The organism is Sphingobium sp. Ant17 (assembly GCF_000588875.1).
Taxonomy (GTDB): Bacteria; Pseudomonadota; Alphaproteobacteria; order Sphingomonadales; family Sphingomonadaceae; genus Sphingobium.
Window position 1 is genome coordinate 14,230 of record NZ_JEMV01000052.1, and the last position, 18,165, is coordinate 32,394.

Here is an 18,165-nt window from a genome sequence, read left to right on the forward strand (position 1 = left end):
ATACCCATGGAACAGAAATATCCCGGCGTCGCCGCCATCCCTTGGGATCAGCCCGCGACGATGATCGACCTGGACGGAAAGCCGCCCTTGATCGGCACGATCCGCGACTGCGCGACCCACTTTGCCCTCTATAAACCCCACGCCCAGACCCAGGCGCGCGTGTTGCTGACCCATCCCGTTCACCGGGAAGGACGCAAGACGCGGACCTGGCTGCTCGAACCCAATGAGATCGAAGCGCTGGTGGTGCGGATGCGCAGCGAGGCGCACTGAAGGACGAGGTTGGACGATACTGACTTTATTCGCGGCCCACGCCCGACGAATATGAGCATTAGATCTTAGCCGAATACCGTTAACCCCGCGCGCCGGTCCAGCCTGTAACGTGCAGAGGTTTTCAGCCTTCCCAACGGAGCAGGGCGGATGGCATGGGGGTTATTCGCCCCAACCGGTCACGTCATATCCGCCAAAGATCATGCGGCGAATAAAGGGTTGCGCCAGGGACGCGCTGAACCCTAGCGTCGGCTCACTGGTAGCGTCGAGCCGCTGCATCTGTTCGGCGGTCAGGCGGATGTCCGTAGAGGCAATATTACTGTCCAGCTGGGCCACCGTCCTCGCGCCGATCAAGGTGGAGGCGACACCGGGGCGGGCCAGCGTCCAGGCAAGCGCCACCTGCGCTGCGGGCCGTTCAAGCTCGTCTGCAACCGCTTGGAGCACATCGAGAATGTCCCAGTTCCGATCGACGAATTTGCTGTCGCCAAATGGGTTCGCGCCGCTTAATCGGCCGGTGTCGGACGTGTTTCCGCGCTTGTATTTTCCGGTCAGGAATCCGCCCGCCAGGGGGCTCCATGGCATGATGCCCATCCCGCCCTCTCGCGCAGCCGGTAAATGCTCGCTTTCCACATCGCGCGCGACGAGCGAATATTCGAGCTGCATCGCGATCGGGCCGGGAACGCGGCGCTCGGTTGCGATCGTCGCCGCCTTCATTGCCAGCCAGGCGGGCATGTCCGACAGGCCGAAATAGCGTATCTTGCCTGCCCGCACGAGGTCGCCGAGCGTTTGCACGATCTCTTCGACCGGGGTCACGCCGTCCCAGATATGCATCCAGTACAGATCGATATAGTCGGTGCGCAGCCGCTTCAGCGATGCGTCGAGTGCGCGATGAATATTCTTCGCGCCAGCGCCGCCTGCATTGGGATTGCCACCGCCGGCTTGTGTCTGGGTCAGCGGGCTTGTCGAACCGTTGAACGCGAATTTGGTAGCCAGCACGATGTCGTCCCGTGTGCCGCTTTCCGCGATGAACCGACCGACCAGTGTCTCGCTCTCGCCGCCCGAATAGATGTCGGCCGTGTCGATGAAGTTGCCGCCCGCATCGCGATAGGCATTGAAGATCGTCCGAGACAGGCCTTCGTCGGTTCCCCACGCGTTGGACCCGAATGTCATGGTGCCAAGGGCGAGCGGACTGACGACCAGGCCCGAGCGGCCGAGCGTGCGGAAATCGGTGAGCGACATAAGGTTACTTTCCTAGCGTTCGATATGAAAGCCATTATATGTTCGATAAGGCACGTCAATCTATTTCAGAGCGATCACTATGAAATTATCAAATTCCACCGTCACGGCACCGCGCAAGACCGGCAGGCCCTTATCGTTCGATCGCGACGCCGCACTGGAACAAGCCATGCTAACCTTTTGGCGGCACGGTTATGAAACGACCTCGATCGTCGATCTCACGACTGCCATGGGTGTGACGGCCCCAAGCCTATATGCGGCATTTGGCGACAAAAAGCGGCTCTTTCTGGAAGCAACAAGGCGCTACGCGGGGGATCAAGACGCGGCCGCGCGGGCGATCGATGACGCGCCGACGGCCTATGAGGCCGCCCGCTCGATGCTGGTCAACGCAGCGATCATGTACACGGGCGACACCACCCCAAAGGGGTGCCTGCTCGCCAGCGCGACGGCAAGCGGGTCTGCCGCCTCTCGCGATGTGCAGGGCGCCATCGCCGACGTTCGCAAATCGATAGCCGCTTGCCTTGAGGCCCGCATTGATCGCGATATCGCCAATGGCATGATCCCGCGCGGGACGCATGGCCCCACTCTGGCAGGATTCGTGATGGCTTTAGCACAAGGCATGTCCAACCTCGCACGCGACGGTGCTTCCCGTGAGTCCTTGCTGGCCATCGTCGAAACGGCCCTTGGCGCGTGGCCGCGCGCGTGAGTTCGGACAGGACAGCCCTACACCGTGTGCGATATCCACCTGTTTGGTCGTCGGAACAAGCGGCGGCATGGACATAGCAATTTGGCAGAACATCGCGCCATTGCTTGGATTGGGAGGGGTGGCGGAAGCGGTGGGATTCGAACCCACGGTGAGCTTACACCCACGGCGGTTTTCAAGACCGCTGCCTTAAACCACTCGGCCACACTTCCGTTGTCTGGCTTCCTAGCGCGCCGGACGGACTTGCCAAGCGCAAAAATCGCTGATCGATCGGTTCATCCCTTTCTTGGCGCTTGCTTGCCATTAAGGGATTCACCTCGCTGCCTGCCTGTGCAACAACGGGGTTATGGGAGATTCTGTGCGTATATCCGTGTTTTCGTTGCTGCTTGGCCTTTCTGGCGTTGCCGCTTGCAGTGTGGCGCCGACCGAGGCCGTGGCGCAGGACAGCGCGGCCTTCCGCGCCTATCTGGACAGCATCCGGCCCAAAGCGCGGGCGATGGAAATCCGGGATGCGACGCTTGATAGCGTCTATGCAACGTTGACCCCCAACCCCCGCGTCATCCAACTCGACCAAAGCCAGCCAGGGGGTGGCGCTTATTCGCCGATCCCGAATTTCGAACCTATCGGGTCAAGCATGTCGACGCCGCGCGCATCAATCGCGGACGGGTCGCCTATCGTAACAATCGCGCGCGCCTCGCCCGGATCGAAGCGGAAACGGGCGTGCCCGAAGAGATTATGGTCGCGATCTATGGCCATGAGACCAATTATGGTTCCTACACCGGCGATTTCGATCTGATCCGTTCGCTCGCAACTCTGTCCTGGGAGGGGCGGCGGCGGACGCTGTTCGAACCGGAATTGCTCGCGACGCTGAAAATGCTCGACAATGGCGTGCCGCGCAGCCGCCTGGTTGGCAGTTGGGCCGGCGCAACGGGCTATCCGCAGTTCCTGCCCAGCGTCTATCTGCGTCTGGCGCGCGACGGCGATGGCGATGGCAAGGCCGACATCTGGACCAGCGAGGCCGATGCCCTGGCGTCGATCGCCAATTATTTCGTTCAGTCCGGCTGGCGTGCGGGTCAGCCTTGGGGCGTTGCCGTGAACGTGCCCACCAGTTTCAACCGCGCAGCCATTACGGCCCGGACGCAGCCAGCGCGATGCCCCCGCGTCTTCAACCGCCATAGCCGCTGGTTGACCATTGGCGAGTGGCGCAAGCTGGGCATGTCCTTGGCGCGGGATAGCTGGCCCGCGGATAGCGTGATGGCGACGCTGCTGGAACCCGACGGGCCGGGGAAGACTGCCTATCTGCTGACCGGTAATTACCGCGCCATTCTCGACTATAATTGCTCCAATTTCTATGCGCTGTCCGTGGGGTTGCTGGCCGATGCGGTCAAACAATAGGGTTGGTAGGCCGCAATGGGCGGCGGGGATGCTGCTGACGCTGGCCTCTTGCGGTGGAGAGCCACCGCTCGTGCCGCCCACACCCGCGTCACGTCCTTTGCCGCAAACAGCTTTGGTCGCTGACGAGCCGGTCATGATCGGGGCACCCTACGCCGTGGCCGGTGTCACCTACACGCCCGAGGACACGCTCAATTATGACGCGGTGGGCTATGCCGGTTGGTATGGGGAGGAGTTGCAGGGCAACAAGACCGCCAATGGCGAAACGTTCATGCCCATGGCGATCACCGCCGCACACAAGACTCTGCCGTTGCCAAGCTATGTCGAGGTGACGCGCTCGATACCGGCAAAACGATATTGGTGCGCATCAATGATCGCGGGCCTTTTGCGAATGATCGTTTGATCGATCTGTCGCGCGGCGCGGCCGAGCAGTTGGGGATCATCGGTGAAGGTGCAGCGGCAGTACGGGTGCGCCGGGTCAATCCGCCCGAGCAGGATCGCGCGCTGCTCCGTGCCCGTCAACGCGTCGCGGAACGGCTGGAAACGCCCGCCGCGCTGCTGGCCCCATTGCGGGCCACGCTTCCCCCGCGCCAATCGGTCGCCAGCGCACCTGCCAAGTCTAAGCAGCGTCCGACGCTACCCGCTCGGTCGCCCGTGCCCGCTGCAACGGGTGGCGGCTATGTCGTGCAGGTCGGTGCCTTCTCCTCGCGCGGCCGCGCGGAAACGCTCGCGAAACGCATCGGTGCGACCGCCGTCGAAGGCGGCAGTCTGTGGCGCGTGCGCTTTGGCCCTTATCCCACCCGAACCGCAGCGCAGGCGGGCGTCCGGGCAGCCGCAGCAGGGGGCTTTGAGAATGCGCCGATCATCGCTAATGACGCGCGATAGATCCGGCGCAACGCCGCACGATTCCACCCAATTGAAGGCAGTGTCATGAACAAGTCCGTTGCAGTCCTCCTCTTTGCCGGGCTGTTGACCCAGCCGCTGACTGCCGCTGCGCCGCCCTATAGCAGCGAAGCGCCGATCGCCTATATGAAGGATCTGTCGTCGGGCGCAGTACTCTACAACAAGGGCGGCCAGACGCGGATGCCGCCCGCTTCGATGGCGAAGATGATGACGGCGCATGTCGCCTTCCGCCTGATCCAGCGCGGCGAATTGAAGCTCGACACGATGTTCACCGTGCGCCCGGAAACCTGGAAGCAATGGCACGGACCGCAAGCCGGATCGACCATGTTCCTGTCGGCGGGCGAACAGGTGTCGGTGGAAAATCTACTGCATGGTATCGTCACGCTGTCGGGCAATGACGCCTGTGTCGTGCTGGCCGAAGGGATTGCGGGTACCGAACAGGCGTTCGTCGCGCAGATGAACGAGGAGGCAAAGCGGCTGGGCCTTGCCAATAGCCATTTCGGCACGAGCAACGGCTGGCCGGACGAAGGCGTGACCTATGTGACGGCCGAGGATCTGGCCAGCCTCGCTCAGGCGACGATCGAAGAGACGCCCGATCTCTACAAGCGCTTCTATGCCGCGCGCTCCTTCACCTGGGGCAAGACGATGGGCGGGGCCGACATCAGTCAGGGCAATCGCAACCCCATTTTGGGCAAGATCGCCGGGGCGGACGGCCTCAAGACCGGGCATACGCAGGAAGCAGGCTATGGCTTTACCGGGTCCGCCGAACAGGATGGCCGTCGTCTGGTCATGGTCGTTGCCGGGCTGACCAGCTTCAATGGCCGCATCGGCGAATCGGTGCGCTTCATGGACTGGGGCTTCAAAGCCTGGAAGGCGCAGCCTTTGTTCAAGAAGGGTGCCGTGGTCGAAACCGCTGAAGTTCAGTTGGGCAGCGCAACGACCGTGCCCTTGGTCGCGCCGCATAATATGGCGGTGACGCTGCCCCGCACCGCGTCGGCCAACGTCAAGGTGAAGGTCGTCTATACCGGCCCGATCAAGGCGCCGATCGCCAAGGGGCAGCAGATCGCCCAGCTCATCATCCAGACGGCAGACACGCCGCCGCAGGTCATGCCGTTGGTGGCGGGTGAAGATGTAGCGGAAGCCGGTATGTTCGGCCGCATCTGGAATGGCATGAAGTCGCTGTTCGGGTGAGTCCGGGCCGCTTCATCACCCTGGAAGGTGGCGAGGGCGCGGGGAAATCGACCCAGCTTCGCGCGCTCGCCGCTGCCTTGTGCGCGCGCGGGCTGGAGGTCGTGGAAACGCGCGAGCCGGGCGGTAGCGAGGGCGCGGAATCGATACGCGCGCTGCTGCTCACCGGCGGCGAGGATCGCTGGAGCCCGCGCGCCGAAGCCCTGCTGTTCGCCGCCGCGCGCGCCGACCATGGCGAAAAGACGATCCGCCCCGCTCTGGCGCGGGGCGCATGGGTGCTGTCCGACCGCTATCTCGATTCGAGCCGCGCCTATCAGGGGCAGGGCGACCTGACCGACGCTGACATAGTGGCGTTGCACCGGATCGGCAGCGGCGGATTCCTCCCCGACCGGACCTTGTTCCTGACCTTGCCGGAAGCGGAAGCCGAAAGGCGCGCGCGTGCCCGTGATGGCGCCATGTCCGACCGGATTGGTGGGCGGGATCGGTCCTTTCATCGGGCGGTGGCGGACGCCTTTGCCCGCTTTGCGGTCGAAGAACCCGCCCGTTTCCGACCTGTCGATGCATCGGGCGCAGCGGACGCCGTCACTGCCCGCTTGCTCGAAGCGCTGGCCGACCTGCTGCCATGACGACGCTCATCGGCCATGACGGGCAGGCCCGTTTGCTGATCGCGGCGGCGGCCAGCGGGCGGATGCACCATGGCTGGATATTGAGCGGCCCACGCGGCATCGGCAAGGGCAGCTTTGCGCGCGCGCTGGCGCTGCGCCTGCTCGCCGATGCAGCCGGGCCGAAGGTCGAGGGGGAGGGGCTTGCCGTGCCCGAAGACCACCGGGTACGCCACCTGATCGATGCCGGTGCCCATCCCGACTATGCCCAACTTGCGCCGCTCGAAAAAGATGGCGTCACCGCGCGCAACATCAGCGTGGATCAGGTGCGCGGGCTGGGGCGGCTGCTTCAGTCGGCCCCGTCGCTGTCGACGCGCCGCATCGTGGTGATCGACAGCGCCGACGATCTGGAACGCGGCGCGGCCAATGCGCTGCTCAAGACGCTGGAGGAGCCGCCCGCCGACATGCTGTTCCTGCTGGTCAGCCATGCGCCTGGCCGTCTGCTGCCGACCATCCGCTCGCGCTGCCGCACGTTGCGCTTCGATCCGCTGGACGATGCGGCGATGCGAACAGTGCTGCGCGCGGGTGAGCAAGAATTTTCGGCGCAGGAAATGGACGCGCTGGTGCGGGCAGGGGAAGGATCGCCGGGCAAGGCGCTGCGCTATGCCGGGCTTAATCTGGCCGAGATCGAAGCCGCTTTGGCATCGATTGCGACCGATGGCGATCCCGGCAACCGGCATCGGCTCCTGCTGGCCAAAACGCTGGCGCCAAGGCAGCCCGTCCCCGTTATGAAGCCTTTCTGGAACGCGCGCCGGCCTTCCTGGCCGAGGCTGCGCGGCACCGTAGTGGTCCCGCCCTTGGCGTGGCGCTCGACCATTGGGAGGAAGCGCGGCGGCTGGCGGGCGGAGCGATCATCCTGTCGCTCGACCCGGCGGCGGTCGTCTTTGAACTGGCGGGCCATGTCGCGGCGCTGGCACCGCGCGCCGCCTGAAAAGCGACTTTGCGCGCAGGCGAACAGCCGCTAGGGAAGGCGCCATGTCCAAACCCTATACCATCACCACCGCCATCAGCTATCCCAATGGCCGTCCACATATCGGCCACGCCTATGAGGTGATCGCCACCGACGCGATCGCCCGCTTCCAGCGGATGATGGGCCGCGACGTATTTTTCCAGACCGGCACCGACGAACATGGCCTGAAAATGGACCAGGCGGCGCGCACACGCGGCATCGAACCGCGTGCGCTTGCCGATGAAATGGCGGCGCATTTCCAGCACATGGCCTCGGTTCTTAACATCAGCCATGATCGCTTCATCCGCACCAGCGAACCCGATCATCACCGCGCCAGCCAGGCGATCTGGCAGGCGATGGAAGCCAATGGCGACCTCTATCTTGGCCGCTATGAAGGCTGGTATTCGGTCCGCGACGAAGCCTTTTACGACGAGAAGGAAATCGTCGAAGGGGAAGGGGGCGTCAAACTCTCGCCCCAGGGCACGCCGGTCGAGTGGACGGTCGAGGAAAGCTGGTTCTTCCGCCTGTCTGCCTATCAGGATCGGCTGCTTGCGCTGTACGAAAGCCAACCCGACTTCATTCAGCCGGACAGCCGCCGCAACGAAATCCTGCGCTTCGTCGAAGGTGGCCTGAGCGACCTCAGCATCTCGCGCACCAGCTTCGATTGGGGCGTGAAGGTGCCGGGCAGCGACGGCCATGTCATGTATGTCTGGGTCGACGCGCTGACCAATTATCTGACCGGCTGCGGCTATCCAGACGATGCGGCGCGGATGGCGCGCTACTGGGCCGAAGGGGGTGACATCACCCACATCATCGGCAAGGATATCGTGCGTTTTCATGCCGTTTACTGGCCAGCCTTTCTGATGAGTGCGAAGCTGCCCTTGCCAAGCCAGATTTTCGGCCACGGCTTCCTGCTAAACCGCGGCGAGAAAATGTCCAAGTCGGTCGCAATGTCGCCGATCCCATTGCGCTGGCCGAGCGGTTCGGCGTCGATCAATTGCGCTATTTCCTGTTGTCCGAAGTCACGTTCGGCAATGACGGCAGCTACAGCGCCGAAGCGATCGTCGCCCGCGCCAACAGCGACCTCGCCAACAGCTTCGGCAATCTCGCGCAGCGGACGCTGAGCTTTATCGCCAAAAATCTGGAAGGCCGCTTGCCTTGGGGTGGTAACGCTGAGACCGATGCTGATACAGATTTACAGTCCTTTGTGAGCAGGGAAATTGCGGCGCTTGAGAGTGATTTTCAAAGCCTTGCGCCTTCGGACGGTATCCAATCTTGGATGCGCGCAGTATTCGCTTGTAACGCTTATATTGACGCCCAAGCACCCTGGGCTTTGAGAAAAACGGATCCTGCACGTATGGAGGCAGTTCTCGCGACGCTATATATAGCGATCGGGCAGTTAGCGGTTGCCATCTTGCCAGTGATCCCAGCGAGCGCAACGGCATTGCTGGACCAGATGGGAGTGCCTGAAGACGTCCGCCACCACGCGGCGCTTCGTTCGAATTGGTACCAGACGTTGGTAGAAAATGGCTTCACCCTTGCCGCCCCCAAGCCGCTTTTCCCCCGTCTCGAACTGACCGAAGCGGACGGCTGATCCCATGCTGATCGACAGCCATTGCCACTTGAATTACAAGGGCTTGATCGAGGATCAGGAGAATGTGCTGGAACGCGCTCGCGCGGCTGGCATCGACCTGATGCTCAATATCGCGACCCGCGAAAGCGAATGGGACGCCGTCCTCGACACCGCGATCCGTGCGCCCGATGTCTGGGCAACCGTTGGCATTCACCCGCATGAAGCCGACGAGCATCCCCATGTCGATACCGCCAAGCTGGTCGAGCGCGCCGCGCATCCGCGCGTCGTCGGCATTGGTGAAACCGGCCTCGATTATTATTACGACCATAGCGACCGCGATCGACAGCAGAAGAGTTTTCGCGCACACATCTCTGCCTCGCGCGACACCGGCCTGCCGCTGATCGTCCACACCCGCGATGCGGAAGAGGATACGCTGGCGATCATGCGCGATGAAATGGGGAAGGGGGCCTATCCCGGCGTCATCCATTGTTTCACCGCCAGCGGCGCCTTTGCAGACGCCGCGATGGACCTCGGCTTCTATATCAGCATTTCGGGCATCGTGACCTTCAAGAGCGCGAAGGATCTGCAGGAAACGGCGGCGCGCCTGCCGCTTGACCGTCTGCTGGTGGAAACGGACTCGCCTTTCCTCGCCCCCGTGCCCCATCGCGGTCGTCCCTGCGAACCTGCCTTCGTGGCGGACACGGCGCGCTTCCTCGCGACCCTGCGCGGTGAAAGCATGGAAGAACTGGCCGCCGCCACCTCCGCCAATTTCCGCACCTTGTTCAAGAAGGTGGCATGAGCTTCAAACTCACGATCCTGGGCAGTGGCACCTCCTCCGGCGTTCCCCGGATCGGTAATGATTGGGGCACCTGCGACCCGACCGAGCCGAAGAATCGCCGCAGCCGCGTGTCCATCCTGGTCGAAAGTCCGACCACCCGAATCCTGGTCGACACCTCGCCCGACATGCGCGCGCAATTGCTCGCCGCTGACGTGGTCCAGATCGACGCCATCTTGTGGACGCATGATCATGCCGATCACAGCCATGGCATCGACGATGTCCGCCAACTCTTCCACCATCGCCGCTCGCCCGTGCCCGGCTATGCGCGCGAACAGACGCTCCGCCTGCTGGCGCAGCGCTTCGCCTATGCCTTTGAAGGGCGCAACGGCTATCACCCGACCATCGCGCCGCATATCCTGCCCGACAGCCTGCGGATCGGCGACATCGACATCGCCTGCGTCGATCAGCCCCATGGCGACATCTGGTCCACCGGCTTTCGCTTCACCCATGGCGGCCGCTCGATCGGCTACGCCACCGATTTCCATGACCTGACGCCAGCCATGCTCGCGCTCTATCACCGCCTTGATGTCTGGGTGGTCGATGCCCTGCGTGAAAAGCCGCACCCGACCCATCCGCATCTTGCCCTCACGTTGGACGGCATCGCGCAAGCCAAGCCCCGCCAGGCTATCCTGACGCATATGGACCAGAGCATGGATTATGCGACGCTGCGGTGGACACTCCCCACAGGCGTGGAACCCGGCTATGACAGGATGAGGGTCGAACTGGCGACCGCAGAGCAGGGGGATTGATGGACGGCGATCAGGCAGCATCGACCCTTTGGTATGTGCTGGCGCTCGTGCTGGTCGGATCGGCGCTGATCGGGCGCAGGCTGGCCTGGGGCTCGCTGCTACGCCTGGCCTTGCTGTGGGTCGCGATCTTCGCGGGCCTGTTCGGGCTGTTCACACTGGCGCAGCAGCAGGGCTATCTTACCGGTCGCTGGGCTGAGGAGGGCGGGCCGGTTGGCAATGCACCACCAACGCTGCCGCCCGTCCGCGCCGAAGGACAAGCCATTCGCATTCCCGTGGCCCGCGACGGCCATTATTGGGTTGAAGCCAGCATCAACGGCACGCCCGCTCGCTTCCTGATCGACAGCGGCGCGACCATCACGGCGCTGTCGGAGCCGACCGCCCGCGCGGCAGGCCTCAACTATGATGTCGGTGCGCCCGGCGTGGTCATGACCACCGCGAATGGCAAGGTCGAAGCGCGCCGGTCGAGCATCGCGACGCTGGCGATTGGCCCGGTGATCGCCAGCGACCTGCCCGTCGTCGTGTCGCCCGCATTCGGAGAGATTAACGTCATCGGCATGAACATGCTCTCCCGCCTCAAAAGCTGGGGCGTGCAGGACGGCGAGATGGTGCTGACGCCATGACGCCATCGCTCGCACCACCAACGCAGCGCCAGCGGCTCAAGGCTATCATCGGCGGCTCCACCGGCAATCTGGTCGAATGGTATGACTGGTATGCCTATGCCGCCTTCACCCTCTATTTCGCGCCGCATTTCTTCCCCAGCCAGGATCGCACCGCCCAGTTGCTGAGCGCCGCCGGGATTTTCGCGGTTGGTTTCCTAATGCGGCCGATTGGCGCATGGCTGATGGGCGTCTATGCCGACCGGCATGGCCGTAAGAGTGGCCTGACGCTGTCCGTGGCGCTGATGTGTGCAGGCTCGCTTCTGATCGCGGTGACGCCAGGTTATGAGACGATCGGCGTTGCCGCACCGCTATTGCTCGTATTGGCGCGCCTGATGCAGGGCCTGTCGATCGGCGGCGAATATGGCGCGAGCGCCACCTATTTGTCGGAAATGGCGGGCAAGAACCGGCGCGGCTTCTTCTCCAGCTTTCAATATGTCACGCTGATCGCCGGACAGTTGGTCGCCATCTGCGTGCTGCTGGTCTTGCAGGCGACGCTCAGCGAAGCGCAATTGGACGCCTGGGGCTGGCGCATACCTTTTTTCATCGGCGGCGCGCTGGCGGTGATTGTCTTCTGGCTGCGGCGGGGTCTTGCCGAAACGCAGAGCTTTGCGGTCGCCAAGGCGGCAGGCGCGCCCAAATCCGGCTTTGTTGAACTCATCACCAACCATCCGCGCGAAACGCTGACGGTGATGCTGTTGACCGCCGGCGGCACGATCGCCTTCTACGCCTATTCGATCTACATGCAGAAATTCCTGGTCAACACGAGTGGTCTCAGCCGGGAAACGGCGTCGCAGATCAACGCCGTGACCCTGTTCGCCTTCATGCTGCTCCAACCGGTCGCTGGCGCGCTGTCCGACCGGATCGGGCGCAAGCCGCTGATGATCGGCTTTGGCGTCATGGGTGTCCTGTGCACCTATCCGATCTTCGCGACGCTGGCCGTGACCAAAGACCCGCTGATCGCCGGTCTGCTGGTGATGGCCGGGCTGATCATCGTCACTGGCTATACCTCGATCAACGCGGTGGTGAAGGCCGAGCTGTTTCCGGCGCACATCAGGGCACTGGGCGTGGCGCTGCCTTACGCTTTGGCTAATACGCTGTTTGGCGGGACGGCGGAGTTCGTCGCCTTGTGGTTCAAGCAAGCGGGCATGGAGGAAGCCTTCTACATCTATGTCACGGTGATGATCGCCATTTCGCTGGTGGTCTATGTGCGGATGCGCGACACACGCGAGCATAGCCAAATCCAGGAAGATTGAAGCCGATGAGAGATTATATTTAACATAATGTATATTATCGGACTTTATGATTGTAAGCGCTAAATAGAAATGTCACCCCTCCGCTAGTTAGAGATGTCACTCTCGACGTCGCAGTGCGGGTCATCGGTGGCATGGTTATCTCCTGATACAGGAGGTGGCGCTTATGACGGTGATTGGCATGAGCCATGGCGAGCTTTCCCGTTACGATACGCTGCTGCGGGTCGAGCGTGGCGAATTGCGTGTTGAGGATGCGTCGGCGCTATTGGGCCTTTGTCGAAGGCAGATATTCCGGTTGCTGTCACGATTACATGCGGCCGGTCCCGAAGGCTTGATTTCGGGTARGCGTTGCCGACCAAGCAACCGGCGTTATGATGACGATTTCCGCGAGCGCGTCGTCGCGATCGTGCGCGAGCATTATCATGATTTCGGACCAACCCTGGCTCGCGAGTATCTTGCCGAGCGGCACGATATTCATCTGGCCTGCGAGACGCTGCGCCAGTTGATGATCCAGGCTGGTTTGTGGAAAGATCGCGATGCTCGTCGCCCTCGCCCGTATCAGCCTCGCTATCGCCGGGATTGCCGTGGCGAGCTGATCCAGATCGACGGCTCAAAACATTGGTGGTTCGAAGACCGCGGGCCGCAATGCACCCTGCTCGTCTATATCGACGACGCGACCAGCGAGCTGATGCACCTCAAGATGGTCGAGAGCGAGAGCACCTTCGCCTATATGGAGGCAACGCGCGAGTATATCGAACGGCACGGCAAGCCTGTGGCCTTCTATTCCGACAAGCACAGTGTTTTCCGCAATGCCAAAGCCAGCGCGGCGCGTGGGGATGGCATGACGCATTTTGGCCGCGCGCTCGATGCTCTGAACATCGAGATCATCTGCGCCAACTCGCCACAGGCCAAGGGCCGGGTCGAGCGGGCCAACGCCACCTTGCAGGATCGCCTGGTGAAAGCGATGCGCCTGGAAGGCATCTCATCGATCGCGGACGCCAACACCTTCCTCGACAGTTATATGGCCAGGCACAACGAGCGGTTTGCCCGCCCTGCCTTCGATGCCCGCGATCTGCACCGCCCCCTCGCCCCGCATGACGATCTGCGCTCAATCATGGTCTGGCGTGAGCAGCGGACCGTGACGGCAGCGCTGACGCTGCACTACAACAAGGCGATGTTCATCCTGGAGCCGAACGATGTCAGCGAAAAGCTGGCGCGCAAGCGGGTGACGGTCTGCGAATATCCCGACGGTCGACTGGAGATCGAGCATGAGGGCCATGTCCTGCCCTACCGCCAGTTTGACAAGATGCGGCAGGTCAACCAGCCAGCCATTGTCGGGAACAAACATCTGGACGCGGCTCTGATCCTGGCAAAGCAGATGCAGGCGATCATGCCGCATCACCGCAAGCGCAACAACGACGCCCCTGCCCGCCGTGACCAGCCCATGCATATGTTCCCCGAGCCGGAACCACCCGCGAAGATCGATCGCCGCAAACTGGGCGGCTCGAAGCTCAAGCGCGGTCCCAGGCTCAGTGATGAGGCGTTGCGCGAACGCGGCACGCTCAGGTTCGTGCAGAGGACATGACCGGGCCCACTGCAGGGCAGCGGGTCCATGGGTCCGCTACCCCAAGGTCAGCGCATCAGCAGGGTCTGCGCTGCGCTAGACCGATGGCTCCGCGCAGACCCTGCTGTCCATCAACGTGTGACATTTCTATATGGCACAGATAGTGACTTCTCTAATTAGCAGGAACATCAATTCCGATCGGTGGATTCTAGATCGAAGTGCGAAATCCTAGGATTTATAGGGGTTTGATCCCTTTTCCAGGAAGGCACATGATGAACGGCTATCAGCATCTGGATTTGGACGAGCGGCGACAGATTTATCAATTGGCTGCAACCGGGCGGTCCGTGCAGCAGATAGCAGCGGCGCTGCAGCGACATCGTTCGACCATCTATCGTGAGCTCAAACGCAACCGGCATCTCGATGACGAGCCAATGTTTCGTGGCTATTTTCCGACCGCCGCACAAACGATGGCGGACAGGCGCCGGGTGCGTGGTGGCAAGATTGCCCGAAAGCCCGAGCTTGCCGCCTATATCGCCGACCGCTTGTCAGCAGCTTGGTCGCCCGAGCAGATTGCGGGATATCTTCGGCGCCATCGCGGTATTCGTGAAGCCGTCTGTCATGAGACCATCTACCAGTTCGTCTATGGGCCGGACGGACGAAGCCAAGGCCTGTGGCGCCTTTTGCCTGTTGCCCGTCGATCTCGACGTCAACGCTATGCGCGTAAGCCCCGCGGTCTGCATATTCCCTTGGTCAACACCATTGGCAAACGCCCTTCCGAAATCGGTAATCGCAGCAGCTTTGGTCATTGGGAAGGCGACCTGATGATCTTCAGGTTGGAATATGGCAAAGCCAACCTCACCTCGTTAGTCGAGCGCCGCAGCCGGTTTACTATCCTCGCCCGCAATCCCAGTCGGCATTCCGCCGGCGTCATGTCGGGAATCCAGCACCACTTGCACATGCTGCCCCCTTCCCTGCGTCAGAGCATCACCTTTGACCGGGGAACGGAATTTGCTGCCTTTGCGACACTCCAGAAGAAACTCGCGATGACGAGCTATTTCTGCCTGCCATCGGCACCCTGGCAAAAGGGCAGCGTGGAAAACAGCAACGGTCGCATACGGCGCTTCCTGCCGTCTGACACGGACCTGGCGTTGCTATCGGATGAAATCCAGGCCGTTGCTGATCGCATCAACAGTACCCCTCGCAAGTGCCTGAACTATCGCACCCCGCATGACGTTCTGGGAGAGCAAATCACCCTCCTCAACGCCCGATAGATTTTGCCATCCAGGGTGGGGCTCGCCCCACCCTGGATGAAATGCTACGCATCCCATGGATGTCGCGCTTCAAATCGAAACCGCCGCGCTAAATAGAAATGTCCCACTCCGCTAGATAGAGATGTCCCATCTCGATGGTAGGCGCAGAGGTCACAGCGGCCGATCGTCAGTATATAGAAGACAGTCACCGACATAGCACACTAATGAGGACCAATATCAACGTTTTGATTATAGTATATTTTGTAAGTATGACGAAGACTATCGCAGCTTCGCGCAAGCAGTGGAGATCTGGCTCAGGTCCGTATTCTGCCTATCGAAACGTTTGCCGAGCGCCCGATCCCCGGAGCCGGGTCAGGCCTCGTGAACCGCCTTAGTCACAAGACATGCCTCCAGCCTTCCGGGCCGTCTTCGGAGCCGTGTCCAGACCATTTGACGCCACCGAAAGGCGAATCCGGACCACCGACCGCCACGCTGTTGATCGTGATCATGCCCGCCTCCAACTCGCGGGCGATACGACGTTGCCGGGCGGCATTGTCGGTCCAGTTATAGGCAGCTAGGCCATATGGAAGGCGATTGGCTTCCGTGATCATGGCCTCTTCATCCACATAGGGATTGATGATGGCGACGGGGCCAAAAGGCTCTTCATTCATCACTTCGGCGTCGAGCGGCACATTGGATAGGACGGTGGGAGCGAAGAAGAAGCCCTGATTGCCGATCCGTTCGCCGCCGGTATGCAGCGTCGCGCCATGAGCGACCGCATCCTGGACCATCCGTTCCATGGCCTCCGGCCGACGGGCATTGGCCATCGGCCCCATTCGCACATCGGGATCGAGGCCGTTGCCGACCTTGAGCGCCGCGGCACGGCGGGCAAAACCCTCCGCGAAATCATCGAAAATTCCCTGCTGCACGATGAAGCGGGTGGGTGCGACGCAGACCTGTCCTGCATTGCGGAACTTGTAAGGGACCATGATGTCGAGCACCTTGTCGATGTCGATGTCGTCGAACACCAGCACAGGCCCGTGACCGCCCAGTTCCATCGTCGTGCGCTTCAGGTCTTCGGCGGCCAGCTTGAGCAGATGCCGGCCAATCACCGTCGATCCGGTAAAGCTGACCTTGCGGATGACCGGGCTGCCAAGCAGATGGCGGGATACATCACCCGGCACCCCGAACACCGCCTGGCCTACTTCCGGCGGCAGGCCCGCATCAAGCAAACACTGCAATACGCCCAGCGCGGACGCGGGCGTTTCCTCCGCCGCCTTCAAAATGACGGAACAGCCCGCTGCGATCGGGGCCCCCAATTTGCGCCCGGGATTAGCGAGGGGGAAATTCCATGGCGCGAAGGCGGCGACGGGGCCGACGGGCTCCTTCGTCACGGTCGAACGCAAACCTGCCGGGCGCACAAGGGTGCGGCCGTAGATCCTGTAGAGGGCGGTGACAAACCAGGCCAATGGAGCGCCAGCGATTTGCTGAGCGTGGCGGTTTAAAAACCAGCCATTGGATAGGTTGCTTCTTTTAAGGGGGTGGCCGGGGATGTTTGCCGTGGAGAGCTACGCCGCCGTTCGGCACTTTGTTTTGTTGAAGGTAACAGCCAGCGCGAGGCCGCGAAGGTCTTTGGACTGAGCCGCGAGACGATATCGAAGATGTGCCGGTTCTCGCTGCCGCCGGGCTACACGCGGACCAAGCCTGTGGCGAAGCCGAAGTTGGGGCCGCTGCTGCCAGTGATTGACGCGATCCTGGCAGCGGATCGCATTGCGCCTGTGAAGCAGCGGCATAGTGCCAAGCGGATCTTTGAACGCCTGCGCGACGAGCATGACTTTGGCGGAGGCTACACTGTCGTAAAAGATTATGTCCGGCTGTGCCGGGCGCGTGGACGCGAGACGTTCGTGCCGCTGGCGCACCCGCCGGGACATGCACAGGTGGATTTTGGCGAAGCGGTGGGTGTGATCGATGGTGTCCGCCGGAAGATGCACTTCTTCTGCATGGACCTGCCGCAATCGGATGCCTGCTTTGTGAAGGCCTATCCAGCGGAGACGACCGAGGCCTTTCTGGACGGGCATGTATCGGCGTTCGCCTTCTTCGGCGGCGTGCCGCTGTCGATCCTTTATGATAACACGAAGATCGCGGTTGCCAAGATCTGCGGGGATGGAAAGCGCGAGCGAACACGCGCGTTCACCGGGCTCGTCAGCCATTATCTTTTCACCGATCGCTTTGGTCGGCCTGGAAAGGGGAACGACAAGGGGAAGGTGGAAGGCCTGGTCAAGCACGCCCGATCGCGCTTCATGGTACCGATTCCGCATGCGTCCAGCTTCGATGACTTCAATGATGAGCTGTTGGACCGCTGCCGGGCCCGGCAGGAAGAGCGGGCTGGCCGACATAGTGAGACGATCGGCGCACGGCTTCTGGCCGATCTGGCGACGATGCGGGCATTGCCAGCAGGGCAGTTCGAGCCGTGCGAGGCCAGGGCCGCTCGCGTATCATCGACCGCCCTAGTGCGTTACCGCACCAACGACTACTCGGTGCCGACCCGGTACGGCTTCCAGGATGTCATGGTGAAGGGCTTCGTCGACACGGTGGTCATCCTATGTGGCAATGAAGAGATCGCCAGACATCCGCGCTGTTATGGTGAGGCCATGTTCGTGGCGAACCCGCTGCATTATCTGGCGCTGATCGAGACCAAGCCCAATGCGCTCGATCAGGCCGCCGCGCTGCAGGACTGGGCTCTGCCGCAAGCGTTCCAGCATATGCGTCACCTCCTTGAGGCGCGCATGGGCAACAAGGGCAAGCGCGAGTTCATCCAGATCCTGCGCCTGTTGGAGGCGATACCGATGGAGATCGTCACCTTCGCGGTGAACGAGGCGATCTGTATCGGCGCAATCGGCTTCGATGCGGTCAAGCAGATCGCGCTGGCGCGCATCGAACGGCGGCCCGCCCCGCCCTGGACCCTGGGCAGCTATCCCCCAC

At 62.2% G+C, this 18,165-nt stretch carries 11 protein-coding genes, 1 tRNA gene and 6 pseudogenes; 15 read left to right on the plus strand and 3 right to left on the minus strand.

The window, feature by feature from the left end; genetic code table 11:
• The first annotated feature begins 6 nt into the window (after positions 1 to 6).
• Positions 7 to 270, plus strand: a complete 264-nt coding sequence (locus tag BF95_RS18700; protein WP_043153409.1) for a hypothetical protein — start codon at positions 7 to 9, stop codon at positions 268 to 270.
• Between the two features lie 159 nt (positions 271 to 429).
• Here the strand turns inward: BF95_RS18700 and BF95_RS18705 are convergent, their stop codons facing one another.
• Positions 430 to 1,506 (minus strand): aldo/keto reductase, encoded by a 1,077-nt coding sequence (locus BF95_RS18705; RefSeq protein ID WP_043153412.1) that lies wholly within the window; start codon positions 1,504 to 1,506, stop codon positions 430 to 432.
• Positions 1,507 to 1,585: 79 nt separating this feature from the next.
• On the opposite strand from BF95_RS18705, the gene BF95_RS18710 reads away from it, so the two are divergent.
• Positions 1,586 to 2,209, plus strand: a complete 624-nt coding sequence (locus tag BF95_RS18710) for a TetR/AcrR family transcriptional regulator (protein ID WP_043153415.1) — start codon at positions 1,586 to 1,588, stop codon at positions 2,207 to 2,209.
• Positions 2,210 to 2,328: 119 nt separating this feature from the next.
• Here BF95_RS18710 and BF95_RS18715 read toward each other — a convergent pair.
• Positions 2,329 to 2,418, minus strand: a tRNA-Ser gene (locus BF95_RS18715).
• A 134-nt stretch (positions 2,419 to 2,552) separates the two neighbouring features.
• Here BF95_RS18715 and BF95_RS18720 point away from each other — a divergent pair.
• From BF95_RS18720 to BF95_RS18775, 12 genes and pseudogenes are all read left to right on the plus strand, one after another.
• Positions 2,553 to 3,601 (plus strand): annotated as a pseudogene (locus BF95_RS18720) (lytic murein transglycosylase).
• Positions 3,585 to 4,483, plus strand: a pseudogene (locus BF95_RS31185) (septal ring lytic transglycosylase RlpA family protein). Before BF95_RS18720 ends, BF95_RS31185 begins: the two co-directional pseudogenes overlap by 17 nt.
• A gap of 45 nt (positions 4,484 to 4,528) precedes the next feature.
• Positions 4,529 to 5,692: a D-alanyl-D-alanine carboxypeptidase family protein gene (locus BF95_RS18730; RefSeq protein ID WP_043153417.1), complete on the plus strand. Its 1,164-nt coding sequence runs from the start codon at positions 4,529 to 4,531 to the stop codon at positions 5,690 to 5,692.
• Positions 5,689 to 6,315, plus strand: coding sequence for a dTMP kinase (tmk, locus tag BF95_RS18735; RefSeq protein ID WP_043153420.1), 627 nt, complete (start codon positions 5,689 to 5,691; stop codon positions 6,313 to 6,315). The genes BF95_RS18730 and tmk overlap by 4 nt, the downstream gene beginning before the upstream one ends.
• Positions 6,312 to 7,282, plus strand: a pseudogene (locus tag BF95_RS18740) (AAA family ATPase). Before tmk ends, BF95_RS18740 begins: the two are co-directional and overlap by 4 nt.
• A 44-nt stretch (positions 7,283 to 7,326) precedes the next feature.
• Positions 7,327 to 8,894 (plus strand): annotated as a pseudogene (metG, locus tag BF95_RS18745) (methionine--tRNA ligase).
• 4 nt (positions 8,895 to 8,898) lie between these two features.
• Complete coding sequence (locus tag BF95_RS18750) at positions 8,899 to 9,672, plus strand: TatD family hydrolase (protein WP_043153423.1); 774 nt, start codon at positions 8,899 to 8,901, stop codon at positions 9,670 to 9,672.
• Positions 9,669 to 10,460, plus strand: a complete 792-nt coding sequence (locus BF95_RS18755; protein WP_043153427.1) for an MBL fold metallo-hydrolase — start codon at positions 9,669 to 9,671, stop codon at positions 10,458 to 10,460. Before BF95_RS18750 ends, BF95_RS18755 begins: the two co-directional genes overlap by 4 nt.
• A complete protein-coding gene (locus BF95_RS18760) occupies positions 10,460 to 11,080 on the plus strand; it encodes a retropepsin-like aspartic protease family protein (RefSeq protein ID WP_043153429.1) in 621 nt (206 codons plus the stop codon). The genes BF95_RS18755 and BF95_RS18760 overlap by 1 nt, the downstream gene beginning before the upstream one ends.
• Positions 11,077 to 12,372, plus strand: coding sequence for an MFS transporter (locus tag BF95_RS18765; RefSeq protein WP_043153431.1), 1,296 nt, complete (start codon positions 11,077 to 11,079; stop codon positions 12,370 to 12,372). Before BF95_RS18760 ends, BF95_RS18765 begins: the two co-directional genes overlap by 4 nt.
• A 163-nt stretch (positions 12,373 to 12,535) precedes the next feature.
• The gene (locus BF95_RS18770; protein WP_043153434.1) at positions 12,536 to 13,954 is read left to right on the plus strand and encodes an ISNCY family transposase; all 1,419 of its coding nucleotides are present in this window, start codon (positions 12,536 to 12,538) and stop codon (positions 13,952 to 13,954) included.
• A gap of 248 nt (positions 13,955 to 14,202) precedes the next feature.
• Positions 14,203 to 15,204 (plus strand): IS30 family transposase, encoded by a 1,002-nt coding sequence (locus tag BF95_RS18775; protein ID WP_043153435.1) that lies wholly within the window; start codon positions 14,203 to 14,205, stop codon positions 15,202 to 15,204.
• 351 nt (positions 15,205 to 15,555) lie between these two features.
• Here BF95_RS18775 and BF95_RS18780 read toward each other — a convergent pair.
• Positions 15,556 to 16,628 (minus strand): annotated as a pseudogene (locus tag BF95_RS18780) (NAD-dependent succinate-semialdehyde dehydrogenase); the annotation flags it as partial.
• A 106-nt stretch (positions 16,629 to 16,734) separates the two neighbouring features.
• On the opposite strand from BF95_RS18780, the pseudogene istA reads away from it, so the two are divergent.
• Positions 16,735 to 18,165, plus strand: a pseudogene (istA, locus tag BF95_RS18785) (IS21 family transposase); the annotation flags it as partial.